The 24392-nt window shown below is 63.4% G+C and carries 21 protein-coding genes; 5 read left to right on the top strand and 16 right to left on the bottom strand.

Features of this window, described 5'->3' with window-relative positions; genetic code table 11:
* The first annotated feature begins 158 nt into the window (after positions 1–158).
* The 4 genes from K0B93_RS13830 to K0B93_RS13815 all read left to right on the top strand — a co-directional run bounded on the left by K0B93_RS13830 (position 159) and on the right by K0B93_RS13815 (position 4167).
* Positions 159–1592, top strand: coding sequence for a circularly permuted type 2 ATP-grasp protein (locus tag K0B93_RS13830; RefSeq protein WP_219867757.1), 1434 nt, complete (start codon positions 159–161; stop codon positions 1590–1592).
* Complete coding sequence (locus K0B93_RS13825; RefSeq protein ID WP_219867756.1) at positions 1586–2524, top strand: alpha-E domain-containing protein; 939 nt, start codon at positions 1586–1588, stop codon at positions 2522–2524. The genes K0B93_RS13830 and K0B93_RS13825 overlap by 7 nt, the downstream gene beginning before the upstream one ends.
* Complete coding sequence (locus K0B93_RS13820) at positions 2521–3306, top strand: transglutaminase family protein (RefSeq protein WP_219867755.1); 786 nt, start codon at positions 2521–2523, stop codon at positions 3304–3306. The genes K0B93_RS13825 and K0B93_RS13820 overlap by 4 nt, the downstream gene beginning before the upstream one ends.
* A 96-nt stretch (positions 3307–3402) precedes the next feature.
* On the top strand, positions 3403–4167 hold the full coding sequence (locus tag K0B93_RS13815; protein ID WP_219867754.1) for a proteasome-type protease: 765 nt from the start codon (positions 3403–3405) through the stop codon (positions 4165–4167).
* Here the strand turns inward: K0B93_RS13815 and K0B93_RS13810 are convergent.
* Genes K0B93_RS13810 through K0B93_RS13790 form a run of 5 tightly spaced genes read right to left on the bottom strand, consistent with a single transcriptional unit; the run spans position 4134 to position 12606 of the window.
* On the bottom strand, positions 4134–5219 hold the full coding sequence (locus K0B93_RS13810; protein ID WP_219867753.1) for a lipocalin-like domain-containing protein: 1086 nt from the start codon (positions 5217–5219) through the stop codon (positions 4134–4136). The genes K0B93_RS13815 and K0B93_RS13810 overlap by 34 nt on opposite strands.
* A complete protein-coding gene (locus K0B93_RS13805) occupies positions 5216–7501 on the bottom strand; it encodes an FtsX-like permease family protein (protein WP_219867752.1) in 2286 nt (761 codons plus the stop codon). The genes K0B93_RS13810 and K0B93_RS13805 overlap by 4 nt, the downstream gene beginning before the upstream one ends.
* 4 nt (positions 7502–7505) lie before the next feature.
* On the bottom strand, positions 7506–8189 hold the full coding sequence (locus K0B93_RS13800; RefSeq protein ID WP_219867751.1) for an ABC transporter ATP-binding protein: 684 nt from the start codon (positions 8187–8189) through the stop codon (positions 7506–7508).
* Positions 8190–8203: 14 nt separating this feature from the next.
* Positions 8204–11368 carry an efflux RND transporter permease subunit gene (locus K0B93_RS13795; protein ID WP_219867750.1) on the bottom strand — a complete coding sequence of 1055 codons (3165 nt, stop codon included), beginning with the start codon at positions 11366–11368 and terminating at the stop codon, positions 8204–8206.
* Positions 11365–12606, bottom strand: a complete 1242-nt coding sequence (locus tag K0B93_RS13790; protein ID WP_219867749.1) for an efflux RND transporter periplasmic adaptor subunit — start codon at positions 12604–12606, stop codon at positions 11365–11367. The genes K0B93_RS13795 and K0B93_RS13790 overlap by 4 nt, the downstream gene beginning before the upstream one ends.
* 84 nt (positions 12607–12690) lie before the next feature.
* Here K0B93_RS13790 and K0B93_RS13785 point away from each other — a divergent pair, with 84 nt between their 5' ends.
* Entirely contained in the window at positions 12691–13134 is a 444-nt protein-coding gene (locus tag K0B93_RS13785; RefSeq protein ID WP_219868135.1) for a potassium channel family protein, read from the top strand.
* 27 nt (positions 13135–13161) lie between these two features.
* On the opposite strand, the gene K0B93_RS13780 is transcribed toward K0B93_RS13785, so the two are convergent.
* The 11 genes from K0B93_RS13780 to atpD all read right to left on the bottom strand — a co-directional run bounded on the left by K0B93_RS13780 (position 13162) and on the right by atpD (position 24134).
* Positions 13162–16392, bottom strand: coding sequence for an efflux RND transporter permease subunit (locus tag K0B93_RS13780; RefSeq protein ID WP_219867748.1), 3231 nt, complete (start codon positions 16390–16392; stop codon positions 13162–13164).
* Positions 16389–17444 carry an efflux RND transporter periplasmic adaptor subunit gene (locus K0B93_RS13775; protein ID WP_228743376.1) on the bottom strand — a complete coding sequence of 352 codons (1056 nt, stop codon included), beginning with the start codon at positions 17442–17444 and terminating at the stop codon, positions 16389–16391. The genes K0B93_RS13780 and K0B93_RS13775 overlap by 4 nt, the downstream gene beginning before the upstream one ends.
* A gap of 132 nt (positions 17445–17576) precedes the next feature.
* Positions 17577–18476 (bottom strand): F0F1 ATP synthase subunit gamma, encoded by a 900-nt coding sequence (locus tag K0B93_RS13770; RefSeq protein WP_219867746.1) that lies wholly within the window; start codon positions 18474–18476, stop codon positions 17577–17579.
* Positions 18460–19992 (bottom strand): F0F1 ATP synthase subunit alpha, encoded by a 1533-nt coding sequence (locus K0B93_RS13765; protein ID WP_219867745.1) that lies wholly within the window; start codon positions 19990–19992, stop codon positions 18460–18462. The genes K0B93_RS13770 and K0B93_RS13765 overlap by 17 nt, the downstream gene beginning before the upstream one ends.
* Complete coding sequence (locus K0B93_RS13760; protein WP_219867744.1) at positions 19992–20753, bottom strand: F0F1 ATP synthase subunit B; 762 nt, start codon at positions 20751–20753, stop codon at positions 19992–19994. The genes K0B93_RS13765 and K0B93_RS13760 overlap by 1 nt, the downstream gene beginning before the upstream one ends.
* 3 nt (positions 20754–20756) lie before the next feature.
* A complete protein-coding gene (locus K0B93_RS13755; RefSeq protein WP_219867743.1) occupies positions 20757–21044 on the bottom strand; it encodes a F0F1 ATP synthase subunit C in 288 nt (95 codons plus the stop codon).
* A complete protein-coding gene (locus K0B93_RS13750) occupies positions 21044–21736 on the bottom strand; it encodes a F0F1 ATP synthase subunit A (RefSeq protein WP_219867742.1) in 693 nt (230 codons plus the stop codon). Before K0B93_RS13750 ends, K0B93_RS13755 begins: the two co-directional genes overlap by 1 nt.
* Positions 21727–22032: an ATP synthase subunit I gene (locus tag K0B93_RS13745; protein ID WP_219867741.1), complete on the bottom strand. Its 306-nt coding sequence runs from the start codon at positions 22030–22032 to the stop codon at positions 21727–21729. Before K0B93_RS13745 ends, K0B93_RS13750 begins: the two co-directional genes overlap by 10 nt.
* Positions 22019–22339 carry an AtpZ/AtpI family protein gene (locus tag K0B93_RS13740; protein WP_219867740.1) on the bottom strand — a complete coding sequence of 107 codons (321 nt, stop codon included), beginning with the start codon at positions 22337–22339 and terminating at the stop codon, positions 22019–22021. Before K0B93_RS13740 ends, K0B93_RS13745 begins: the two co-directional genes overlap by 14 nt.
* Entirely contained in the window at positions 22336–22746 is a 411-nt protein-coding gene (locus tag K0B93_RS13735) for an ATPase (RefSeq protein WP_219867739.1), read from the bottom strand. The genes K0B93_RS13740 and K0B93_RS13735 overlap by 4 nt, the downstream gene beginning before the upstream one ends.
* Positions 22743–24134, bottom strand: coding sequence for a F0F1 ATP synthase subunit beta (gene atpD / locus K0B93_RS13730; RefSeq protein WP_219867738.1), 1392 nt, complete (start codon positions 24132–24134; stop codon positions 22743–22745). Before atpD ends, K0B93_RS13735 begins: the two co-directional genes overlap by 4 nt.
* Positions 24135–24392: the final 258 nt, after the last annotated feature.

Here is a 24392-nt window from a genome sequence, read left to right as displayed (position 1 = left end):
GTCCTTCTATACCCCCCGAATTGACAGACGCCCGGTCTTCTCCTTTCTTTAAATCAAGGCAGTTTTCCAAAAACGACAACTACTGGCCCACCTTTTGCTGCCGATTACCTTACCGTGTGCCATACGCGCCGGCACCGCCCTAGGAGATGTACGGAATCATGCTGATTCAGACACCGGACCAAGGCCTGTTTGACGAACTGTTCGACCGGGACAACAAAGTACGACCGCACTGCCGAATGCTGGAGCAGTGGTTGATCAACTCGGATGAAACCCTGATTGCTGAAAAGCGTCGAGAAGCGGATGTGCTGTTCCAGCGCCTGGGCATCACCTTCAACGTCTACGGTGAAGACCAGGGCGCCGACCGGCTGATACCGTTCGATCTAATTCCCCGGGTGATCTCCGCCAGCGACTGGCACAAATTGCAGAGCGGTCTGCGCCAGCGGGTGCAGGCACTGAACCGCTTCCTGTTCGATATCTACCACGACTACGACATCGTCAAAGCCGGCGTGATCAGCGCCGAGCAGGTTTTTGCCAACCCGCAATACCAGCCCGGCATGCAGGCCCTGAAACTGCCGCGCAATCTGTATTGCCACATCGCCGGGATTGACCTGATTCGTAATAACGACGGCGACTTCTACGTCCTCGAGGACAACCTGCGCTGCCCCAGCGGCGTTTCCTACATGCTCGAGAATCGCCGCATGATGATGCGTCTGTTCCCGGAGCTTTTCGCCCACTCACCGGTGGCGCCCGTTGAGCACTACCCCAATCTGCTGGGTGAGACACTGCGTGCAGCCTCTCTCAAACCGGACCCGACCGTGGTGGTCCTGACTCCCGGCCGATTCAACAGCGCCTATTTCGAGCACGCCTTCCTCGCCCGGCAAATGGGCGTGGAACTGGTGGAAGGCGCCGACCTGTTCGTGCACCAGAACAAGGTGTTCATGAAGACCACGGTCGGCCCCCAGCAGGTCGACGTCATATACCGCCGCATCGACGACGACTTCCTCGACCCACTCGCGGGCAATCCCGACTCCATGCTGGGTGTGCCCGGACTTTACTCCGCCTACCGGACCGGCAACGTGGTGCTGACCAATGCCATGGGCACCGGCGTCGGGGATGACAAATCCATCTACCCCTACGTGCCCGACATGATCCGCTTCTACCTGGACGAGGAACCGATCCTGAAAAACGTTCCCACCTGGCAGTGCCGCAAGAAAAAGGATCTCCAGTACGTACTCGACCACCTGCCGGAGCTCGTGGTCAAAGAAGCCCAAGGGGCCGGTGGTTACGGCATGCTGATTGGCCCGAAGGCCAGCAAACAGGAACTCGCCACCTTCCGCAGCCTGCTCAAGGCCCGGCCCCAGGATTACATCGCCCAGCCTACCCTGAGCCTGTCCACCTGCCCGACCTTTGTCGATGAGGGCATCGCGCCCCGCCACCTGGACCTGCGACCGTTCGTGTTGTCGGGCAAGAAAATCCAGATGGTGCCCGGCGGACTGACCCGGGTTGCCCTCAAGAAGGGCTCACTGGTGGTGAACTCGTCCCAGGGCGGTGGCACCAAAGACACCTGGGTACTGGAGGATGACTTATGCTGAGCCGCGCCGCCTCCAGCCTGTTCTGGATGGCCCGTTATCTGGAACGGGCCGAAAGCCAGGCCCGACTGCTTGATGTCAGCCTGACCATGGCCCTGATCGACGTGCCCGAAGACCGGATCGAACAGCTCTCCGTTCCGCTCCTGGTGTCGGGCACACGGGAGATGTTCTTTGAATACTACAACGAAGTAACGCCCCAGAACCTGATCGATTTCCTGGTACTGGATGATCGCCATCCCGCCAGCGTGTACACCATGATTCGCAGTGCCCGCGACAATGCACTGCATGTCCGCGGCAACCTGTCCGCGGACGTCTGGGAAAGCATCAACCAGGCCTGGTTCGAAATGAAGGAGTTGCGCCAGCGGGGCGTCAGCGAATCCAATGCCAGCACGGTGTTTGACTGGGTCCGGGAACGTTCCCACATGTTCCGGGGTGCGGCCTACGGCACGCTGCTGCGCAACGATGCCTTCCACTTCCTGCGCCTGGGCACCTTCCTCGAACGCGCGGACACCACCGCCCGGGTCCTGGACATCCGTTACGTGATGGCCATGAAAGCGATGGAAGAACATCCCACCCAGTCGTTTTTCGAATGGACGGCGGTGCTGCACTCGCTGGCCGCGTTCGAAGCCTACCAGAACACCTACGGGCACAACCTGGACCCGATGAACGTCGCCGAGTTGTTGATCCTCGAGCCCGATGTTCCCCGTTCGCTGCGCGGCTGCCTGCAGGAAATCGCCAGCCTGCTGGAGGAGATCGAGAGCGACACCGCCCGGCGCTCCCGCCGACTGGCCTCCAGCCTGTACGCTAACATTCGCTACGGCGACCGGGAGTACATCGCCGAACGGGGCCTGCATGAGTATCTCGTGGATTTTCTGGAGCGCATCCAGGGCATTGCCGGGCAGATCCGGAACGACTTCATGGGGTGGAAACAATGAGACTCACGATTCAGCATGAAACCCGATACACCTACGAAACCACGGTCCAGAACAGCATCCAGTACATCCGGCTGATTCCCAGGAATACGCCCCAGCAACGGGTCCACGACTGGCACCTGCACACACCGGGTGAAACCAGCCAGATGATGGACGGGTTTGGCAATCCGGTGACCATCATGACGCTCCACGACGCGGTCCCGGAAATTGTCCTGAGGGCGGAAGGCGTGGTCGATCTGACCGGCAAGCCACTGACCCGGGACGACTCGCCCTTCCCGCCCCAGGTCTTCCTGCGTCATACGACGCTGACCGAGACCGACGAAGCCCTGAAGGATTTCGCCAGCCAGTACTCCGCCAACAAGCGCAGCCTGGTGCGGCTCATGAAACATCTCCTTGAACACATCACCTTCATGCCGGGTGCCACCACGGTCACCCACTCGGCCAGCGAAGCCTTCAACCTGGGGGCCGGTGTCTGTCAGGATCATACCCATATTTTCCTGGCGTGCTGCCGCCACATCGGCGTCCCGGCCCGGTACGTCAGCGGTTACATTCATTCCGCGAACGACGATCATGTGGCCACTCACGCCTGGGCCGAAGCCTGGATCGGCAGCAACTGGCACACCTTCGACGTGGTCAACACCCTGAACGTGGCCGAAAGCCACATCAAGCTGGCCGTGGGCCTGGACTACCTCGATGCGGCACCGGTCCGGGGCGTTCGCAGCGGCGGTGGAACCGAGCACATGCAGACCACCGCCTGGGTCACCAAGGCCACCGGAAGCCAGTAACAAAAAACTCAAAAATGCGACAAGAAAGCACTCACACCTCGCCGGATGTTGAGATTAGACTACGCTGCTGAAGAAGGGCCTTATCAGGAGGGCTTCATGACCTATTGCGTAGCGATGCGTCTGGCTGACGGGCTGGTGTTCGCATCGGATTCCCGGACCAATGCCGGCTTTGACCAGATTTCCACCTTTCGCAAGATGCACGTGTTCGAGCAGCCCGGAGAACGCGAACTGGTCCTGTTGTCCGCAGGCAACCTCGCCACCAGCCAGAGCGTGATCAGCCTTCTGGAGCGCCGCGTCGGCACCGATGCGGCGAACGTGCTGAACACGGCCTCCATGTTCGAGACCGCCGAAATCGTCGGCCAGACCATGCGCGAAGTGATCCGGCGGGACAACCCGGACGGCAAGCTGAACCACGTGGATTTCAGCTGCTCACTGATCCTGGGTGGTCAGATCAGGGGCGAGGCGCCGCGCCTGTTCAACATCTACCCGGAAGGCAACTTCATTGAGGCGACCGAAGAGACCCCCTATTTCCAGATCGGCGAATCCAAGTATGGCAAACCCATCCTGGACCGGGTCATCAATTTCCGCACCCCGCTGGACCGGGCCTACCAGTGCGCGTTGATCTCCTTTGATTCCACCATGAAGAGCAACCTGTCGGTGGGGATGCCTCTCGATATCGCCATCTACAGGAAGGACGCCCTCAAGCCCTGCCTGACCGAGCAGGTCGAAGAGCACTGCGCGTACTTCGAGACGCTCAGGCAACAGTGGCACCAGGGCATCCAGGATCTGTTTGTCGGACTCGAGCCGCCGGCGCTCAGCAAGACGGATTACTCCCCGCCGTACCCGGTCAGCTCCATGTAGCCTTCGCCGGAGTGGCTGCCGGTGACACTCACCGGACTCTCCCAGTAGGGGAACTGCCCGCGGTTCCGGTAGTCACCCGGCGGAGCCTTCACCGACAGATCCACTCCATAGTCCGGCACTTGCAGCCGCCACCGGGTCGGCATATCGCCCCGCAAGCTTCCCGGCGTCAGCATAAGGTCGCCAGGGCCCAGTGCTACGGGTTCACCAGCCGCCGGAATCCATGTGCCGGAGACAAACCCACCCTCGCCTTCTCGCAACCGGAAGGCCATGAGCTTGTCCCCGGAATCCAGATGCAGGGCAAACCAGTCCCAGCCCTGCTGCCCGGCTTTCAGCAACTGGCTGCTCCATTCCCGATCAAACCAGCCCTTGCCCCTGACCGACAGGGTTTGCCCATCAACGGTTACCGTTCCTTCAATCGCGATATCGACCAGACTGAAGTACATGGACCCCTCGCCACTGGCAGACTTGGCGCTGAAACCGGCCTCACCATGGGCGACCGGCTCACCCTGCACCCGTAATGACAGGTCGTAGGACCAATCCGCAGCCGACACCTGCAAGCGCCATGCATCACTGCCGCCCTCACTGGTCAGTTGCCAGTCATCCAGCCAGACCTCGAATGGCTCGGCCGTCGCTCCGGCGTGGCCAACGTCCCCCCGGGCCAGCTTCTCGGCAAAACGGTGCTGCCCCGTCCAACTGACCGCGCCATGGGCCTTCCAGGCCGCCTGCAGCGGCCAGCGCGAAGGGGGCGGTGGTGCCTGCGTGGGCGGTCTCGGCTCCAGGGTCTGGCGGAACTGGGTCCACTGCAGGCCGAGAGGCTCACCCCCGGAGGTTTCCAGGTTCGCGGTCAGGTACCACCATTCAATACGGTGCTGCGGGTGGGGGCCAAAATCCTCCGGGAAGGTCAGGCGGTCACCCGGCTCCGGCTGCAGAAACGGCACCGTCGCCGGACTCTGCCCGGACTCCGCGAGTCCGGCAAAGCCGGCTTGCTCAGGTGGCTCGGAACAGCCCGCAACCAGTAGCAGAAGGGCCGCGACAATCCGGCGGGATCTCATCGTTCACCCCCGGACAGGCCACTGGCGGACACCGGCATCGCCGCCGGCTGCCGAAGCTGGCGGCGCATGAGGGCGGCAATACTGAGCCCGATAATCAGGCTGAGCCCGGCCAGTTCGAACCAGAACTCCGGGTACACCGCCATGGGCAGGGACCAGCCAAAGGCCTGGGGGTTGACCCGATGCACCAGCGCCCAGGTCAGCCAGATGCCCAGCGGCAGCGCCAGCACCGCGATGCTCATGGTCAGGGTCACCGACAGCCGGACCAGTTGTCCGGCCACCTCACGCGGGCCCATCCCCCACACCGCCAGCAACCGGTAGTACCAGACCCGGGTCGTGAAAAACACCCAGCCCATGATCAGCAGCGCCATCGCTGCCAGAATCAGGGTCAGGACGGTCATGGAGCGGGTCAATAGAAAGGTCTGCTCGAAGACGGAGTCGGCCAGGGCCCGTATCCGCCCGTTGTCGCGAAGGGACAACGTCTCGGTCTGCCAGACCCGCTTCAGGCCGGAGGTCACCGCATCCAGATCCGCCGTGTCGGGACTGATGGCGAAGCTTTCACCGTCCGGACGGAAGCCCGCCGGCAGTTGCGCGGCGTGGATCAGCACCTCCCCGGCGGGCCGCCCGTAATCCGGATAGACTGCCAGCACCGGTGCTGTCCAGCGTTCGCCAGCCAGGGCCAACGTCAGGCTATCCCCCACGGACAGCTGCCTGCGCCGGGCCAGCTGCTCGTTGACCATAATCCCCTGCCCCCGGGAGAACGCCTCCCAGGGGGCATCTATTGCCGCCTGCAGACGCCAGGTCCCGAGCATGTTGCTGACGGGCCCGAGAGCAAACAGATCCACGGTCTGCCCGGGCCACCCGTCGACGGCCGGCAGGATGGCACGGCCCCGGACCACCCGGTGCCACCGCCCGCTCCCGGCGAGTGGCGATTGGGTTTCCAGCCAGTCAGCGGCGGCCAGGCTGTCAGCGCCGGCAGGCACCTCGATGAAATAGTCCGCCGCCAGACGCTGGGAAAGCCAATCATCAAAGGTGGCCTCAAACACCGTCACCAGGGCCTGGACCGCCAGCACCATGGCCAGTGCAAACTGCAAGGCGACCAGTGGCAATGCCAGCCGGCGGGCAAGCACGCCAATTTCTGCACACTGCCAGCGGGTGAGCGGGGCCGCACTCGCCCGGCCACACCGTCGGGCCAATTCGCTTATGAGGCCGGGGGCCAGTACACCGGCACCGGCAAACACCAGCGCGATGGCCACAAAGGTCAACGCCAGGGACGAGGAGACAAACGCAAGCGCCAGCCCAGCCACCAGGGTGAGCAAGGTTACCCGGTAACCCTGGCCGGCAAGCCTCCTGATGACCTGACGCCCCGAGAAATGCAATTGATCGGCCAGGCATACAGCCAGCACCACTGCCATCATGGTCAGCACCGGCGTCAGCCAGCTGCTTCCCTGACCGGCGAAAAGCGGAACATCAAACAGGCTCTCCAGCGCCTGACCAAACCCGCTGCCCAAGCCACCGGCCAGCAGCCTGCCCAGTGCCACTCCCGGCACCACACACACCGCCGCCAGCAGGACAATCTCGATGACCAGAGCCCGCCTAACAGCCGGTTCGGGCACGCCAAACCGGTGTAACAGGGCAAAACTGTCCCGGCGCTGGGCCAGACCCAGCTGATGCACGCTGCGCAGCAACAGGGCGGTAATCAGCAATACCAGAACCCCGAGGGCGTCCAGGTTCAACAAAAAGCTTTCGCCCAGCTCCCCGGTATCGGGGCCCAGGGAAAAGGGCGCCCGGCGATAGGCCTCCGGCAATGCCGGTTGACCCGGCGGCCCCGAGAGCAACAGCGACAAGGTCGCCCGGGCGCCATCTCCGGCGGCCGCAAGATTCTTCGCCTCCCGGATATCAAGGAAGGATTCGCCATTCAGCGGCTGGTCCCAGCCCCGGTAGGACTCTGCAGGCTGTCCGAAGCACGCGGCCGCCAGGGGATCGATACCCACCACCCGGCCTGTTGAGGCCGGACGTTCCACCTCCAGCCAGGGCATGACACAGTGCCCGGCCCGACGCAGGGCGACAAAATCCGCCACCGTCACCGGCATGCCGTCCACGCGTTCCACCTGGGCACGTTCCGCCACCGCCCGTTCGCTCTGGCCCAGACTGGCGCGGGCCTGACTGGTCAGGTGGCTAACACCGGTCCACAAGGCGCTGGCCACCACCATCATGGCGGCCAGCGCCAGTAACTGGAGCGGGTGTCGGCGATAGTGGCTCAGCAGCGCAGCGAACAACTTCATGGGACTAGGCCGGAGCCGTATGGGCAAGGTCCAGGCGCTGTTCACAACGGGCAGCCAGCTCGGCATCGTGAGTCGCCAGAATCAGGGCGCAGCCGGTTTTTGCCTGAAGCCGGAACAACTCATCGGCGACGTCGTCCGCGGTGTGCCGGTCGAGGCTGCCGGTGGGTTCGTCGGCCAGCACCAGGGCGGGCTGCATGGCAAACACCATGGCGAGGGCTGCCCGCTGGCGCTGGCCACCGGAAACCTGGTCCGGATACCGCCCGGCGAGCTCGCCAATCTCCAGACGCTCCAGCCAGGCCGAACAGTCATCGGGGTCCTGACCCGCCAGGCCAGCCCTGAGGCGCACATTATCCAGCAGCGACATGGCAGGCATCAGGTTGGCTTCCTGAAACACCACGCCAATGTGCCGGCAACGCAGGTCCGCCCATCGCCGGCTGTCCCCGCGCCCGTTCCGGGGCTGCCGGCCATTAAAGAGTTCGCCACACACCGAGATCACGCCGGCGTCCGGTTGCTCCAGTCCGCACAGCAGGTTCAGCAAGGTACTCTTGCCGGAGCCCGAGCGACCCATCAGGGCCAGGGACCCACCACCGCCCAGAGTCAGGTCGATGTCCGAGAGTACCGGCACCCGTTCGGTCCCACTGTCAAAATGCTTGGCCAGTCCACGAACTCGTAGCAGTTCATCCTGCATGCATCATTCCGCCCTCAGTCTTCTGCCCCCAGAGGCGTTGCCGTCTCGCCATGCCGCTGCGCCCGCCATTCCCGGAACTGCTCCATCCACGACAGCAATGCCGGAATGACCAACAGAACCAGCAACGTCGACAGCCCCAGCCCAAAGGCGATCGAGGTCGCCATGGGAATCAGGAACTGGGCCTGCAACGAGGTTTCAAACAGCAGCGGCAACAGCCCGCCAATGGTGGTCAGCGAAGTAAGCAACACAGCCCGGACCCGCTGCACCGCCGCCTCGTTCAATGCGTCGGTGATGCCAAGCCCTTTCTGCCGCTGCTGATTGTAGAAGGCTACGAGGATAATCGCGTTATTGACCACAATTCCGGACAGACCGAACAACCCGAACAGGGACAGGATGGTGAGCTGGAGCCCCATCAGCCAGTGGCCCAGCAAGGCGCCCACGAGGGCGAAGGGAATGATGGCCATCACGATCAACGGCAGGCTCCAGGACGCAAACACCCAGGCCAGCACCACGTACATCAGGCCGAGACCAATCGTCAGCCCGGTCCTCATGTCGGCCAGGGTTTCCCGCTGATCCGCGGCCCGGCCTTCAAAGCTGTACCGGACATTGAAGCGGCTGGCGATGTCCGGAAGGGCTTCGGCCTGAAGGCTGTCCAGAATCTGGTCGGTGGTACTGACCCGGGTGTTGAGCCCCGAGGTAACCTCCACCGACAGCTTGCCATCGGCGTGCCGGAGCGCCTGAAAGCCCTGCCGGTGATCGAGGTTCATAACCTGGGACAGGGGCACGAAACGGCCATCCGATACCCGCACCGTCATCCGCGACAGGGTGGACAGGTGCTCCCGCTGGTACCGGGGCAGTTGCACCCGAACCTCGACTTCATCCCGGCCGTCCTGATAGATCTGGGCGATGCGGCCGTCAAAGGCTGCTCGCAGCTGCCGGCCGAGTTCGGCGGTCGTCAGCCCGAGCGCCTCGCCATAGGCGCTGACCTGATAGATCAGCTGTTCCCGGCCCCAGGGCATGTCATCTTCGACATCGAGCACACCGGGCAGGGTGGCCAGCGCCTGGGACAGTTCCTCGGCTGCCGCTTTCAGACTCTCGGCATCGTCACCGGTCAGACGCACGTTAACGTCCCGGCCCGGGGGCCCCGCCTGCCGCTCCGAGATGCTCAGGTTATCGAGGCCGGCCGGCAGACGCAGGCGACTGCGCCATTCGTTGATAAATTCGGGGTTCCGGACCGACCGCTGGCCGGAGGGCACCAGCTCAATCATCATGGCACCGAGTTCATCGCCGTTCCGGGACCGGCCCTCGGCCCCCAGGGTGGCCCCGCGTGTGGTCACCGCATGCAGGATCAGGTCGCCGCCGAGGGCGGACTCGGTGTCGTTCAGGGCTTTGCGCATGTCCGCCAGGAACCGATCCACCGTGCCCTGGTCGGTACCGGCAACAAAGCTGGCGTTGGCGTAGAAAATCGAGGGTTCGGGTGTTGGAAAGAAATTGAAGCCAAGGCGACCGCCGGCCAGTAGCCCAACGGTCAATAGCGACAACGCCAGCGCCCCGGCCAGCGTCATGCCCCGGTGCTTCAGGCTGAGCAGGGAAAAGCGGCGAAAGCCGCCTTGCCGGAACTGGTCAAAACGCCGTTCGAAGCCCGCCCGCAGCCGGGCAACCGGGTTTCGGGCCGGAGCGGCTGGCTCGGGGGTCCGGGATTTGGCGGGCCGCACGACAAAGGCATGACGCAGATGCGCGGGCAGAACGATGAAGCACTCCAGCAGCGAAGCCACCAGGACACAGATCATCACCGTAGGGATGTCCCCCAGAATGTTCCCGATCACACCGCCGACCACCAGCAGGGGCATGAACGCCGCCACAGTGGTCAGCGAGGACGCCAGCACCGGCCACACCATGCGTTTGGCCGCGCCTTCGGAGGCATAGATCGGGTCCTCGCCCATCCTGGCGTGGGCGTCGGCGTCTTCGCCCACCACGATGGCATCGTCAACGATCACCCCCAGCGCCATGATCAGCGCAAACAGGGAGATCATGTTGATGGAACCGCCGATGCCCCAGAGCACCGCCATGGATGCCAGGAACGCCGTGGGAATACCGATGGCCACCCACAGGGCCACGCGCCCGGGAAGAAACAGGTACAACAGGCACACCACCAGCACCAGGCCGCCAAGACCGTTTTTCACCAGCAGTGAGATGCGATCGTTCAGCAGCTGCCAGGTCTGGTCGTACACTTCCAGTTCCAATGACGGCGGCAGGGTCGGCCGGGTTTCCCTGATCCACTCATCCAACACCTCGGCGGCGGCCAGCGAATTGCCGTTCTCGGCCCGCTGCAACAGCAGTTCCACGGCCGGATGGCCGTTCCGGGTAAGGGTAATCTGATTGTCCCGCGTCTCCTGCCGGATGATGGCGATATCGCCCAGCCGCAACTGGACCCGGTCGCCACTGAGCACCGGAATGCTCTCGAACGCCTGGGGTGACCGCCGCTGTTCCACCGCCCTCAACTCCCGGGTGGCGTCCTGCTGCGCCATCATCCCCGCCGGCAAGTCCCGGGAGATGGAGGCCACCCGATCGGCAACCTGCTCCAACGAAAGGCCCAGGGTTTCCAGGCGCTCCACGGGAACGGCGATGCTGATCTGCTGTTCCGGCAGCCCGGTGATTGCCACGCGGTCTATGCCGCGTTCCAGCAACTCGTCTTCGTACCGGTAACTCAGCGCCCGCAGTTCACTGCGCGCGACATCACCGTAGACGAGCAACCGGGCCACCGGTTCGTAGCGTTCGACCCGGGTAACCTGGGGCTCCTCGGCATCGGCCGGCAGGTTGGTGAATTCGTCCACCTTCTGGCCCACATCGTCCAGGGCCTGTATCGGGTTGGTGCCCTCGTGGAATTCCAGGGTGATGGAAGCTATGCCCTGGGCTGAGGTGGAGGTCATCTTTTTCAGACCATTAATACTGCGCAACCGCTGTTCGAGCGGGTCGGTAATTCCCTGCTCCACGTCCTCGGCCGAGGCACCGCTCCAGACCACGCGGACACTCACCACGTCCAGGGCAAAGGTGGGGAAAAACTGGATATTCATCCGGGTCAGCGCCAGCGCGCCACCGAGCAGCATCATCAGCATCACCAGGTTTGCAGCCACCCGGTGATGGACGAAGAACCCGATGATGCCCTTCCTGCGCCTCATGGCGAGGACTCCTCCCGACTCTCCGCCAGCTCCACTTTCAGACCCGTCACCGCGTTGGGAAGGTGCGTGGTGATCAGGCGCGCGCCCGGCTCCAGAGCATCACCGGCAACGAGCAGCCAGCGTTCGCCATTCTCGGCCCGGGCCTCACCGATGCGCTGAACCACCGCGCGTTCCATCCGGTTATCGCGGTTCATCAGATAGACGGCATCGGCCCCATAAAGAGCGCTGAAGGGAATGGCAACCGTCTGGTCGCGTTCGGGCCGCTCCAGCCGGACCGGCAGCAATTCACCCGGCCGCAGACCGGCACCGGGGCCCAGCAGCGAGAGAATGGCTTCGGTCCCGGCCGGGTCAGCCGTGCCGGCAAACCGGGACAATTGAAATCGGTGGGCGCCGTCTTCGCTGGACGCGATCAGGGTTTCGCTCCGATCCAGGGCCTCCAGCAACTCCGCGCGAAACACGGCGGGTACCTGGGCCCTCAATTCCAGCCCACGATCCGGGTACAACGACAGCAGCGGGGCATTACGGGCGACCTGATCCCCGGGTGCAACCTGTACGTCCGTGACAACGCCGTCAAAGGGCGCTGCCAGCCGCGACCGCTCCGCATCCCGCCGGATGATGGCCAGATTGGCCTCAGCCTGAGCCAGTTTTGCCTCAAGGCTCTGCAACCGGGCGGGGTGTTCCTCAATGGCACGTTGACGGGTTTTGACGGTCAGTTCAGCCCGGGCCAGGGCATCGGTGACCGCTTCCAGATTTTCCTGGGAAGCCAGATTACGTTTGACCAGTGACTCGGTGCGCTCCAGCTGTCGCCGGGCGTTGTCCCGGATGGCCAGCTCGCTGCGAATGGCCGACTGATCGTTGCGATAGCGCACCGCCTCGGCCTGCAGTTGGGCCTGCAGGTCTGCCACCTGGGCCTCGGCCTGGCTCACCACCGGGCCGATGTCCGCGTCGTCCAGAGCCACCAGCAGGTCTCCAGCCTTTACCCGCTCCCCTTCGGACACCGGGCGTGTGCCGATGCGGCCGGCCAGAGTGGCCGTGACAGTGAGCTGTTCAGGTGCTACCACCTGACCGTATAGTGGCAGCAGCGGTGTGTGGGTCCCCGGCTCGATGGTCTGAACATTAACACGCCAGCTGCGCTCGGTGGCACTCACTTCCGCCGGCTCCGGCCGGGTCATCTTGAGGACCAGGAAACCGAGGACGCCAACAGCAAGAATCAGCAGGGGAAAGAGTCGTTTGGACATTACTTCGTGGCCAGCTAAGGTGAATGGAACCCATCCTGTTAGGGCGTAAATCTACTACACAACCGGAGAAAACCACAGTTGGCCATGAACGAGCATGTCGTCCTGATCAACGTTACCGTCATCAACGCCCTGATTGTGGCGGCCGTCGTTCTCATCCACCACGAATCGCTGATTCGCCTGAGTGGGCTGCTCTCCAGCATGCGGCAAAGCCACCACTTCCGCATGATTGTTGCTGTTTTCGGCATCCTCGTGGCGCACACGGTCCAGGTCTGGATTTTCGCCGCAGCCTACTACGGGCTGCACCACGGTGAGGGCTGGGGCGAGCTGGTTGGCAATTTCAGCGGCAGCCTGCTGGATTGCGCCTACTTCTCGTTCACGACGTTCACCACCCTCGGATACGGCGACATTGAAGCTTTGGGCCACCTTCGATACCTCACCGGCATCGAAGCACTGACCGGCCTGGTACTGATCACCTGGAGCGCCTCGTTCCTGTTCGTGGAAATGCAGCGCTACTGGCCCACCCGCTAGCCCGGGCCTCCGACGAAACACCTTTGGTTACAGCCAGTTGCAGCGTGCCAGCGTGTAGTACAGTAGCGGTACCACCACGACCGTCAGCAGGGTCGACATCGCCAAACCGAAGACCAGCGAAATCGCCAGGCCATTGAAAATCGGGTCGTTCAGGATGAAGTAGGCTCCGACCATGGCCGAGATCGCGGTCAGGGCGATGGGCTTGATTCGTACGGCTCCGGCCAGCACCACGGCCTCGTCCAGTTCGATGCCCTCCTCCAGCAACTGCCGGATGAACACCACCAGCAAAATGGAGTTGCGCACAATGATTCCCGCCAGGGCGATCATGCCGATCATACTGGTGGCGGTAAATTCCCGGCCCAGCAGTCCGTGCCCGGGCAGGATACCGATCAGGGTCAGGGGGATGGGCGCCATGACCACCAGGGGCAACACGTAGGAACGGAACTGCGCCACCAGCAGCACGAAGATCATGAACACCCCGACACTGTAGGCCGCGCCCATGTCCCGGAAGGTCTCGTAGGTGATCTGCCATTCACCGTCCCATTTCAGGGCGCCCTTCTCCGGCAAGGGTGGCTGGCTGATGAAATACTGCTCCGGAGCACCCGGTTCCTGTTTCAGACGGTCCACCATGGCGAACATGCCATACAGCGGCGAATCGATTTCCCCCGCCATGTCAGCCGTGACATAGGTCACCGGCAGCAGGTCCTTGTGATAGATCGCCCCCATCCAGTCCGCTTCGCGGACCTCGGCAATACTCGCCAGCGGCACCAGCTCGCCACCGCGGCTGCGGACCTTCACCGACAACAGCGCGGAGGGCTGGGCCTTGTCGCCCTCACCCAGGATGATCCGGATCGGCACCGGGTACTTGGCGTGATCGTCGTGCAGGAAGCTGACACCCCGGCCACCCAGCGCCGTCTGCAGCGCGCCGACCACCTGGGCCTGGGACACCCCGAGACGCGCCGCGCGCGGCCGGTCAATCACCACCTCCCACTGCCGGATCGGGGCTTCGAGGGTGGTGTCGATATCCACGAGTCCCTGCACCCCGGTCATGCCTTCGGCCACCCGGGTTGCCAGTTCGGCACGTCGCTCGTTATCCACGGCATAGATTTCCGCCACAACCGGTGAGAGCACCGGCGGGCCGGGCGGCACTTCGACAATCTTCACCTTGGCGCCGTGGCGCTCGCCGATGTCGGTCAGGGGTTCCCGCAGAGACTGGGCAATGGCGTGGGATTGCCGCTCCCGGCTCTCCTCGGCTACCAGGTTCACCTGGAGATCCCCATGGTAGGGTTCGCTGCGCAGGTAGTACTGGCGCACCAGTCCGTTGAAGTTGATCGGGGATGCGGTCCCGGCATAGGTCTGCCAGTTGGCCACCTCGTCCACCGTCTCCAGGTAATGCCCCATTTCCAGCAGGACCTGCTGGGTTTTCTCCATGGGCGTACGCTCGGGCATATCCACGACGATCTGCAATTCGGATTTATTGTCGAAGGGCAGCATCTTCAGGATCACCACCTGGAATACCGGCAGCGAGGCCGCCGCTCCGGTCAGCAGCACGACACCCAGGGCCAGCGACCGTCGCCGCCAGGAATGTTCGCCCAGGAACGGCGACAGCAGGGTGCGGAAAATTTTCAGGGACACCGGGCTCACGCCATCGGCGGAACTGGAGGCTTCGGCCGCCTCCCTGGCCGCCTGCCCCTGCTTGTGCCGCAGCAACCGGAACGCCAGCCAGGGCGCGACCACAAAGGCCACGATCTGGGAAATCACCATACCAGCGGAGGCATTGATCGGAATCGGGCTCATGTAGGGTCCCATCAGGCCACTGACAAAGGCCATCGGGATCAGGGCCGCCATGATGGTGAGGCTGGCCATGATGGTGGGGGTGCCGACTTCGTCCACCGCTACCGGAATAATGTCCTTCACCGCGCGGCGGGAGTTCTGGATTCGTCGGTTTATATTCTCGGTGATCACAATGCCGTCATCCACAAGGATGCCGATGGAAAAGATCAGCGCGAACAGCGATACCCGGTTGAGGGTGAAGCCCCAGGCCCAGGAGAACACCAGCGTCAGCAGCAGGGTAATCAGGACCGCAATACCCACGATCAACGCCTGCCGCCAACCCATGGCGGCCAACACCAGAATCATCACCGCCAGCGTGGCCGAGACCAGGTCCGTAATCAGCTTGCGAGCCTTCTGGGAAGCGGTATCGCCATAGTCCCGGGTGACCAGGACCTCCACGTTCGCCGGCAGGGCCCGGTTCCGGAGCATGTCCAGGCGTTCCTGGATGGCCGTGGTGATGTCGATTGCGTTCTCACCGGGCTTCTTGGCCACCGCGAGGGTCACCGCCGGGAAGACCTCACCGGGTTTTCCGTCTGTACCGGACTGGGTTCCGGGGCCAAAGCCGGTCATCACACTCTGATCCACCACGGTGCCGCCCCGGCGAACCTCGGCCACGTCCTCCAGGTGCACGGCCGCGCCGTTGTGCATCCCGACCACCAATCGTCGGATGTCCTCCACCGACGCCAGCAGGGTGCCAACCTGCACCGGTATCGACAGGTTATTGCGGGTAACACGGGATTCCTGGCTGCTGGTGTTGGCCGTTTGCAGGGCGTTCTGGATATCGCCGACGGTGAGCCCGAAACCGGCGAGCAAGGCCGGGTCAAACCGGACATCGACCCGGTCGGGAACGCCGCCCACGGTGTAGATGTCGCGGGTGCCCGGCACCCGCTTCAGGGCCACTTCCAGCATGTGGGCCAGCCGGGTGAGCTCCTCGCCGGTGTGACCGTTGGCCGGGTCATACAGGGTCAGGGTCATCACCGGCACATCGTCAATGCCCTTGGGCTTGACCACCGGCTGCGTCGTCCCCAGATTCGCCGGCAACCAGTCCTGGTTGGAATACACCTGGTTGTACAGGCGCACCAGGGCCTCCTGCCGGACCACGCCCACGTCAAACTCAACGGTGATAACCGCCTGCCCCTGGCGCGCGACGGAGTAGACATGCTCAACGCCCTGGATCTCGCTCATCACCTGTTCGGCGGGCGTGGCAATGGCGCTTTCGACCTCCCGGGCGCTGGCGCCGGGAAAACCCACCATGATATCGGCCATGGTGACGTCAATCTGGGGCTCCTCTTCCTTCGGCGTCACGATCACCGCAAGCACACCGAGCACGATGGCCATCGCCGCCAGCAGGGGTGTCAGCTTGTTATCCTGAAAAACCCGGGCAATGGCTCCGGAAGGCCCGACCTTCGGCAGTTCATCGCTCACCGGCTTTCCTCCCCGCCGGCTTGCGCTGACTCGGGCCGACTCAGGCGATCACTGCCCACTAGTGCCGCCGGGTTCACCACCACGCGCTCGCCCTCATCCACGCCGGCGAGGATTTCCAGACGATCGCCGTCGCGGACACCCGTCCGCACCTGACGCAAACGGGGGCGGTCCTCGTCATCGAGAATGAACACAGCCCTGAGCTCGCTGCGCTGGATCAGGCTGCTGGTCGGCACCCACAGGGACTCCCGGGTGCCCACCGGGACACCAACCTTCACGAGCATGCCCGGAAACAGTGAGCCATCGGGCTCATTCAGCCGCATCCGCAACCGGAAGGTATGAGTGGCCGGATCGGCATAGGGGTAGAAGGTCATTTCGCGGGTCGCCAACACCCGGCCATCCGCCAGGGTGACGGTCGCCTGACGCCGGGAACGGGCCAGGTCGGCGTATTTCTGAGGCAGATCCACCACAACCCGCAGCTGCTCCAGGGAAAGCCCGCTCAGCAACGGCTGACCGGGATTCACCGATTCACCGATTTCCACATGGCGCTCGGTGAGAATGCCGCCATAGGGGGCAACGATGCGGGTGTAACCCAGTTGTTCTTCCGCCTCGGAAACACCCGCCTGGGCCCGCTCAACCCGCGCCCGGGCGGCCGCCAGGTTATTCCGGGCCTGATCAAATTCCTGACGCGATACCAGCCCCCGTTCCCGGATGGCGGAGATGCGATTGAAGGTCTGCTGTGCATCTTCTGCCCCGGCCCGGGCCTCATCCAGCGCCGCCTGGGCCTGACGCAGGCGCGCCTGTTGTTCGCTGTCCTCCAGCTGGACGATCAGGTCACCGGCCGTCACCGAATCGTCGACGTCGAAGGGCAGCGCCTCAACCGTCCCGCTGGTCTGCGCGGACACGGTGCTTTTCTGCACGGCCTCGATCACCCCATCGAGCTGAATTCTTTCCTCCAGCGTCTGGCGCAGCACCGGAGTCGATGCCACCGTGTCCTCTGCTGAATCCTGGGCCAGGGCCGTCGACGCCAGCAGCCAGCCGATCGCAGTGATCATGAAAATCCTAGCCATTGTTAATGCCCACCGTAATTTCTAAATGGTATATACAAATACCTTTAAAGCATATTAAAACCTTCACCGAGCCGGACATCAACACCCACGACCCCAATGAATCGAGCACCCCCGGGTTCATGACCGTCGTTCCCTGCCCTGCAAGGCTTCAAAACCGATGATGACGTCCAGCAACTCGGTGGTGATTTCTTCCTGGCGAACGGACCGCATCTGCCCTTTGACCTGCTCCAGCTGGTCATCCACGGATCGTTCTGCCTGCTGCATTCGCGCCAGTCGTGCCGCGTTTTCAGTCACGATGGCCTCTGCAGAGGCCCGAAACACACTGGCAAAGATATGACTGCGTAAAAGAGCGGCGAACACCTGATCGGATGACAGACTGTGGATGGGCAGCGACCGGGATACCCACGGGCGTTCAGCGAGTTCCGCAACCAGCGACGGTGCCAGCGGCAGCAGACGGGTTACCGCTGGCCGCTGCTGGCCGTGATCGGCACGCTGCATGAAGGCCAGTGTGGCCACCAGCCGGTTATGGGGATCGCCACGTCCGATCGTGTCCAGCCGGGTCACGATATCGCTGGCCAGTCGACCGATGCCGGCGGCCGAGGCCGGCGGAAGGAGGACGGCCTCCGAGGTAATCCCCAGACCGGTCAGGGCATCGTTCATCTGTGCCCCCACACACAGGATGCGCAAACCAGGATGCTCCGCGGCGAGAAGCTCCGGCGCCGTCACAACCGCCTGGGCCACGGTTTCGTTATAGCTTCCACACAGGCCGTGATCAGACCCGAACACCACCAGCACCTTTTCCTCTGGCTCCACCGAGGGCAGCGCAATTGGTCCGGTCCCCGCCAACAAAGCCTGCAAGCCGCTCAGTATCGTATTGTGGTAGGCCTCAATGGATGTCGCAGCACGCTCATAGGGCACCGCGTTGATGGCCGAGAGGGTTTTCATGGTGTGCACAATGCTCCGGATACCGGTCAGGGTATCGTCGTGGTGAGACAGGGCTTCAAACGTCTGTGCCATCGCCGCCACCCTCGTTCCCCAGGACCTTACCCGCCAGTGCCAGCATTGCGCTGAGATCAGACTCGCTCAGGGGCTGATTCTGGCCTATCTGTTTTGCCAGCCCCGGGAGTTCGTCGGTCGCCGCCGCCCGGAGCTGATCCATGGCAGCCAGCACCCGTGCTTCCGGTAAGTCATCGAACACTCCCTCCATGGCCGCAACCAGAATCACCAGCTGCACCACCGCCGGCACCGGAGCGTGCTCGGGCTGGCGAAGCGCCGCCCGCACAGCCGCCCCGCGCACCAGCCGCGCCCTGGTCGTGTCATCGAGCCGGGTACCGAAGCGGGCGAAATCCTCCAGTTCCTCGAACTGGGACAGGGTCACCCGCAGATTGCCGGCCACGTCCCGAAACGCCCGGTACTGCGCCTTGCTGCCAACCCTGGAGACCGACACGCCCAGATCCACGGCTGGAAACTGGTTCTTCCGGACCAGCCTGGGCGACAGGTAAATCTGGCCGTCGGTGATGGAGATCAGGTTGGTGGGAATGTACGCCGACAGGTTCTCGGCCTGGGTTTCCACCACCGGCAGCGCGGTGATCGAACCACCCCCGGCCTCCGGCGAAAACTGTCCGGCGCGCTCCAGCAACCGAGCATGAACGTAGAAAATATCGCCCGGGAACGCCTCCCGGCCGGGGGGCCGGCGCAACAGCAGCGACAGCTCCCGGTAGGATTGGGCATGGTGGGTGAGATCATCGAACACCACGAGCACGTCGCAGCCCTGGTCGGCAAAGTACTCGGCCATGGTCATGGCGGAATAAGGCGCAACGAACGACAGACCCGGGGTATCCTCATCCCCCGCGGCGACAACGATGGTCCGGGACAGCTGTCCGCTACCCCGGAGTGTCTCGATCACGCGAGCCACGGAATCGCCCCGTTGGCCTACGGCGCAGTAAATACAGAGTATCTCCGAGCTGGCCTGGTTGAGGATGGTGTCCAGCGCAATCGACGTCTTGCCCGTCTGCCGGTCACCAATGATCAGTTCACGCTGCCCCAGCCCTACAGGTACCGCCGCATCAATGGCCTTGATGCCGGTGGCCAGGGGCCGGGTGATGGGCGAGCGACAGAGAATCCCTGGCGCCGCGACCTCAATAGGCCGATCAGCCACCGCCTCAATCCGGTTCCTGCCATCCCTGGGTTGCCCGGTGGCATCCACCACCCGCCCCATCAGCCCCGGTCCCACCGGCACACTGATAACCTTGTGGGTGCGCCAGACATCCTCACCGGCGGCGATCTGGTCCGCCGGTCCCAGTAACACGACGCCGAGCCGATGTGGCTCAAGGTCCAGCACCATGCCCCGGACGCCGGAGGCAAATACCAGCAACTCATCGGCAAGGGCCCGGTCCAGCCCCGACACCAGCGCAATACCGTCGCCCACCTCGGTCACTTTGCCAACTTCCGCCAGCACCGGAGACGGCGCAGGGCTGTCCAGCAACGAATCGATCAGCGATTTTACGCCTGGCTGGAGCGGTTCATCCGTCATCACTCGCCCCCCCGACCCAAGGCGCCTGTGGCCAGCCGTTCGGTTAACAGCCCGATCAGTTCCTCGGTGTAGCTGTCCACGGTCCAGGCCACCTGGGCACTGCCGATACGGAGCACCAGGCCGGGAGCCTGGTCTTCGTCCACCAGAAAACGGAGCGGAACGTCGGGAATCAGCGCCGCCAACTCCCGATTCAGGGTGGCCCGGGCGCCCTCCGACAGCGGAATGTGGGTGCTGACAATGGCTTCCTCCGCGGTGCCGGCGGCGACGAGCAAGTCCGGCGCCATGGGCTCGAGTTTGGCGGTCACATGCAGGGCAATGCGTTCTTCGAGCTGTTCGTCCGCCAGATCGCGAAGCGCCTTGCGTACCAGCTGATACAGGGTATCTGCCCCGGCCCGATACAGCTCTGCGGTGAATTTCTGCTGCTCCCGTTGCAGGTGCCTCTGCCAGTCCTTCTGTTCATGCTCAAGCTTCTGGTGCGCTTCCGCCAGCAGGGCGTCACGCTGGCGCTCTGCCTCCTCATGGGCGGCGTCAACGATGGCCGCGTCCTCCGCCAGCAGTTCCTGTTTGCGGGCAACAAAGTCCGCCTCGGCCGCTGCCGCCTTCGCCCTGGCCCGCTCCGCCTCGCCCATTCGTTCAGCAATCTCGGCTTCACGAGCGTCGATGCCATTGAGAATCGGCTTGTAGAGAAATCGTTTGAGCAACCAGACCAGAACCAGAAAATTGGCAATCTGGGCAATGACCGTAATCCAGTCAATCGACATGGTTTAGCCCGCGGCCGCCGTGGTTGCCTGCAGGATCGTGTCCCAGAAGGGGTTGGCGAACAGCACGATCATGGCAACGACGAAACAGTAAATGGCGGTCGATTCAATCATCGCGAGGGAGACAAACAGAGTCCGCGACAGCGCCGAGGCCGAATCCGGCTGCTGGGCAATCGCGTTCAGCGCGGCCGCGGCCGCCCTGCCCTCCCCAAGCGCGGGGCCCAGGGCACCGAAAGACACGGTCAGCCCCGCCGTGAAAATGGAAACAACGGCAATCCAAACAAGATCTGTCATCAGTCGCGCTCCTTTTTCACCGGCTCGCCCGGTCGGGTCGTCGCCAGCGAGATATACACGGTCGCCAGGACCGCAAAAATGTATGCCTGGATCAGGCCCGTCAGCAGCCCCAGCACGTCCATGACCACTGGAAAGAAGAACGGCGCCAGACCCAGCAGAATCCCCGCGATCACCGCACCGCTCATGACATTTCCATAGAGGCGTATGGACAGGGAAACACCCCGTGAGAACTCACTGATGAGGTTGAACGGCAGCATAATTGGCGAGGGCCGAATGTAGATCTTCAGATAGCCACCCAAGCCCTGCCTCGAGATACCGAACAGGGGCACGGCAATCAACACCGACAGGGCCAGGGCAGCCGTCGTCGATAGCGAAGCGGTCGGTGGCGAGAAACCAGGGATCACCAGCAGCAGGTTCGAAGTGGCGATAAACAGGAACAGGGTTCCGGAAAAATACAGAACGTGCCGGGAGGCCTGCCGGGAGATGTCCTCGATCTGGCGCTGGATGCCCGTTACGATCACCTCCAGCGCCGTCCGCCAGCGACTGGGCGGCACATCAGGCCGCAGGTTTCGGGTAATGAGGACCGAGGTCCCGGTCAGGATCGCCATGACCACCCAGGTGTAGACAATGGTTTCGCTGAAACCGATGCCCCCAATTGTAAATACGATGACTTCATCCGGCGTCAGTTGCATCGGTCCTCCTTCGACTGGGGCAACCGGGCAATCCCCGTGGCGATGAGCCGCACCAGGAAAAAGGCCGCGACATAGCCGACGAACGCCCATCCGTCGCCGCCTGCCCCGGTAACCCACCAGCCCACGCCGAGCAGCAGGGCAATCCTGGCCGCAGCACTGGGCAGCAGAATGAGGCCGGGGCGGCCGGTGCGAAGCGCCCAGCGCACGCTCACGGCGAGACCGGCGAAGAACACGGTGCTGGCCACCATTCCGATCCAGAAACCGGTGTACAACGCCACCCAGTCAACTGTGATCATCGTTGCTATCCCCGTCGTCGCTGTCGTCCTGACCTTCCCTGCTGACCCAGGCCCAGGCAATGAATCCGCCCAACACCACGCCCCCCAGGATCAGGGCGATGGTCCATGGAAACGCCTGTGGCAGTGTGCGGTCCAGCCACATGCCCAGGAAGGCGCCGCCCACCGTGGGCACCGCCACCGACCAGCCAATCATGCCGAAGGCTCCCAACCCCCGAAGCGGGCTCATTCCGGGGTTATCCCGGGCGCGCTTGAGGCGCCGGGCCTGCCGGCCAATATCCTCTTCAGGGGTATAACGCCGGCCGGTCATGGCTGGGGCTTCTGTAAATCGGCAAACCGGCGGACTATCCCCGCCTCCAGACGGGAAAGGGCCGATCGGGCCACACGTTCATCTTCATCCACGGCAATAAAGTTTCTGTAGACCGTATCTTTGATCGACGCAAGATCCTCGCCCCGGACACCCCGCCGAACCGCAACATCGACCTGATGCCCCTTCTTGACCAGGATGCCCTCGTCAATGCCGAAGATCAGTTCCTCGCCGCCGGTGGCAATGACAATGAACACCGAGGGCACCAGCGCGGTGACGAAATCTATGTGGTTCGGCAACATCCCGAACGCGCCGTTTTCCGCCACTGCATAAAGCCGGCTCGCCGTGCCCTGATAGAGGGTTTGCGTCGGCAACCGCACAGACACCGTCATTTCCGTCGCCATCGTCATGTCACCGCCTCCAGATCCGCCAGGCCGCCGATCATGTAGTAGTCGCCTTCGTCCCGATCAAAATGGGTCTGATTGAGGATGGCGTCGCAGCCATCGAGGGTGTCGGCAATCGCCACCCGTTTGCCGGCGGTGCCGGTAAACGAGCCGGTGGTAAAGAAGGGCTGGGTCAGAAACCGTTCCAGCCGGCGGGCGCGGGCGACGGTCAGGCGATCGGCGGCGGACAACTCCTCGATGCCCAGCATGGCAATGATGTCCCTCAGCTCTTCATATTCCGCCAGCGTCCGTCGAACCGCCCGGGCGATGTCGTAATGCCGTTGCCCGACCACCGACGGGGTCAGCATCACCGACGACGACGCCAGCGGATCGATCGCCGGGTACAGGCCCTCGCTGGCTCGTTTTCGGGACAGCACCACCGCCCCGGACAGGTGGGAGAAGATGTGCGCGGCGGCCGGGTCGGTAAAATCGTCGGCGGGCACATAAACCGCCTGGACCGAGGTAATCGCCGCTTTGCGGGTGGAGGCAATGCGCTCTTCCAGTTCCGCCAGCTCGGTGGCCAATGTTGGCTGATAGCCCACCCGGGAGGGCATGCGCCCCATAAGTCCGGATACTTCCGCGCCCGCCTGCACGAAGCGGAAAATGTTGTCGATCAGCAACAGCACATCCTGGTGCTGGTCGTCCCGGAAAAACTCCGCCATGGTCAGCGCGGTTTTGCCAATCAGGAAGCGTACGCCGGGCGCTTCGTTCATCTGGCCGAACAGCATGACCGTCTTGTCGCGAACACCGGCCTCCCCCATTTCCCGGTAGAGTTCCTCGGCCTCCCGGGAGCGCTCGCCGATGCCGCAGAACAGGCTGACGCCCTTGTGGTGATGCACGGTGTTGTTGATCAGCTCGGTGATCAGCACGGTTTTGCCGACGCCGGCGCCGCCAAACAGACCGGTCTTGCCGCCCCGCTCCAGCGGCGACAACAGGTCGATGGCCTTGATACCGGTTTCCAGTATGCTGCTGCGAACCACGCGCTCTTCCAGCAGCGGCGGCGCATGATGAATGGAGCGCAGATCCTCACTCACCGGCGCGGGTTTCCGGTCGATCGGCGCACCAAAGACATTCAGCATACGCCCCAGCACGGCATCACCGACCGGCACCCGGATCGGCGCACCGGTTGCCCGCACCGCCATGCCCAGCCCGAGACCTTTTACCGGCGCCAGTGCCATGCAGCGAGCGACGCCCTCCTCCCGGAGTGACGAGACCTCCAGGGCAATCGTGTCGACGTATAGGAGTTCACGAATCTGGGGTACCGGGTCGCTGAACCGGACATCCACCACGCCGCCACGAATGGCGATGACCGTGCCATCCCCTCGGCGGGGCTGAGCATGATTGTCTCGCGGCATTCTTTTGCCTCCTGGGGCCGATCATCGCACCCGGCTGGCTAGCTCGTATCAGCCCAGAAAATCCGTTTACGCCCCTGCGGATATGCTTTGTGGCGATTCAATAAAGCATAGATGCTGAATCCGGAAACCATGTTGACCAAGGACAAAATGTATCGAGATGACGTCTGGAATACTGATGGCTTCATCTTGGGTAAACACGATAGGGAGTTTGCGAGGTTATTTTTCGCGCGAATGACCGCGCAGATCACAGACGTCAAA

Origin of the sequence: Marinobacter sp. F4218, from assembly GCF_019443085.1 — a bacterium.
GTDB classification, from domain to species: domain Bacteria; phylum Pseudomonadota; class Gammaproteobacteria; order Pseudomonadales; family Oleiphilaceae; genus Marinobacter; species Marinobacter albus.
The sequence above is the reverse complement of the archived record's forward strand: the minus strand, read 5'-3'. Positions and strand labels throughout refer to the sequence as shown.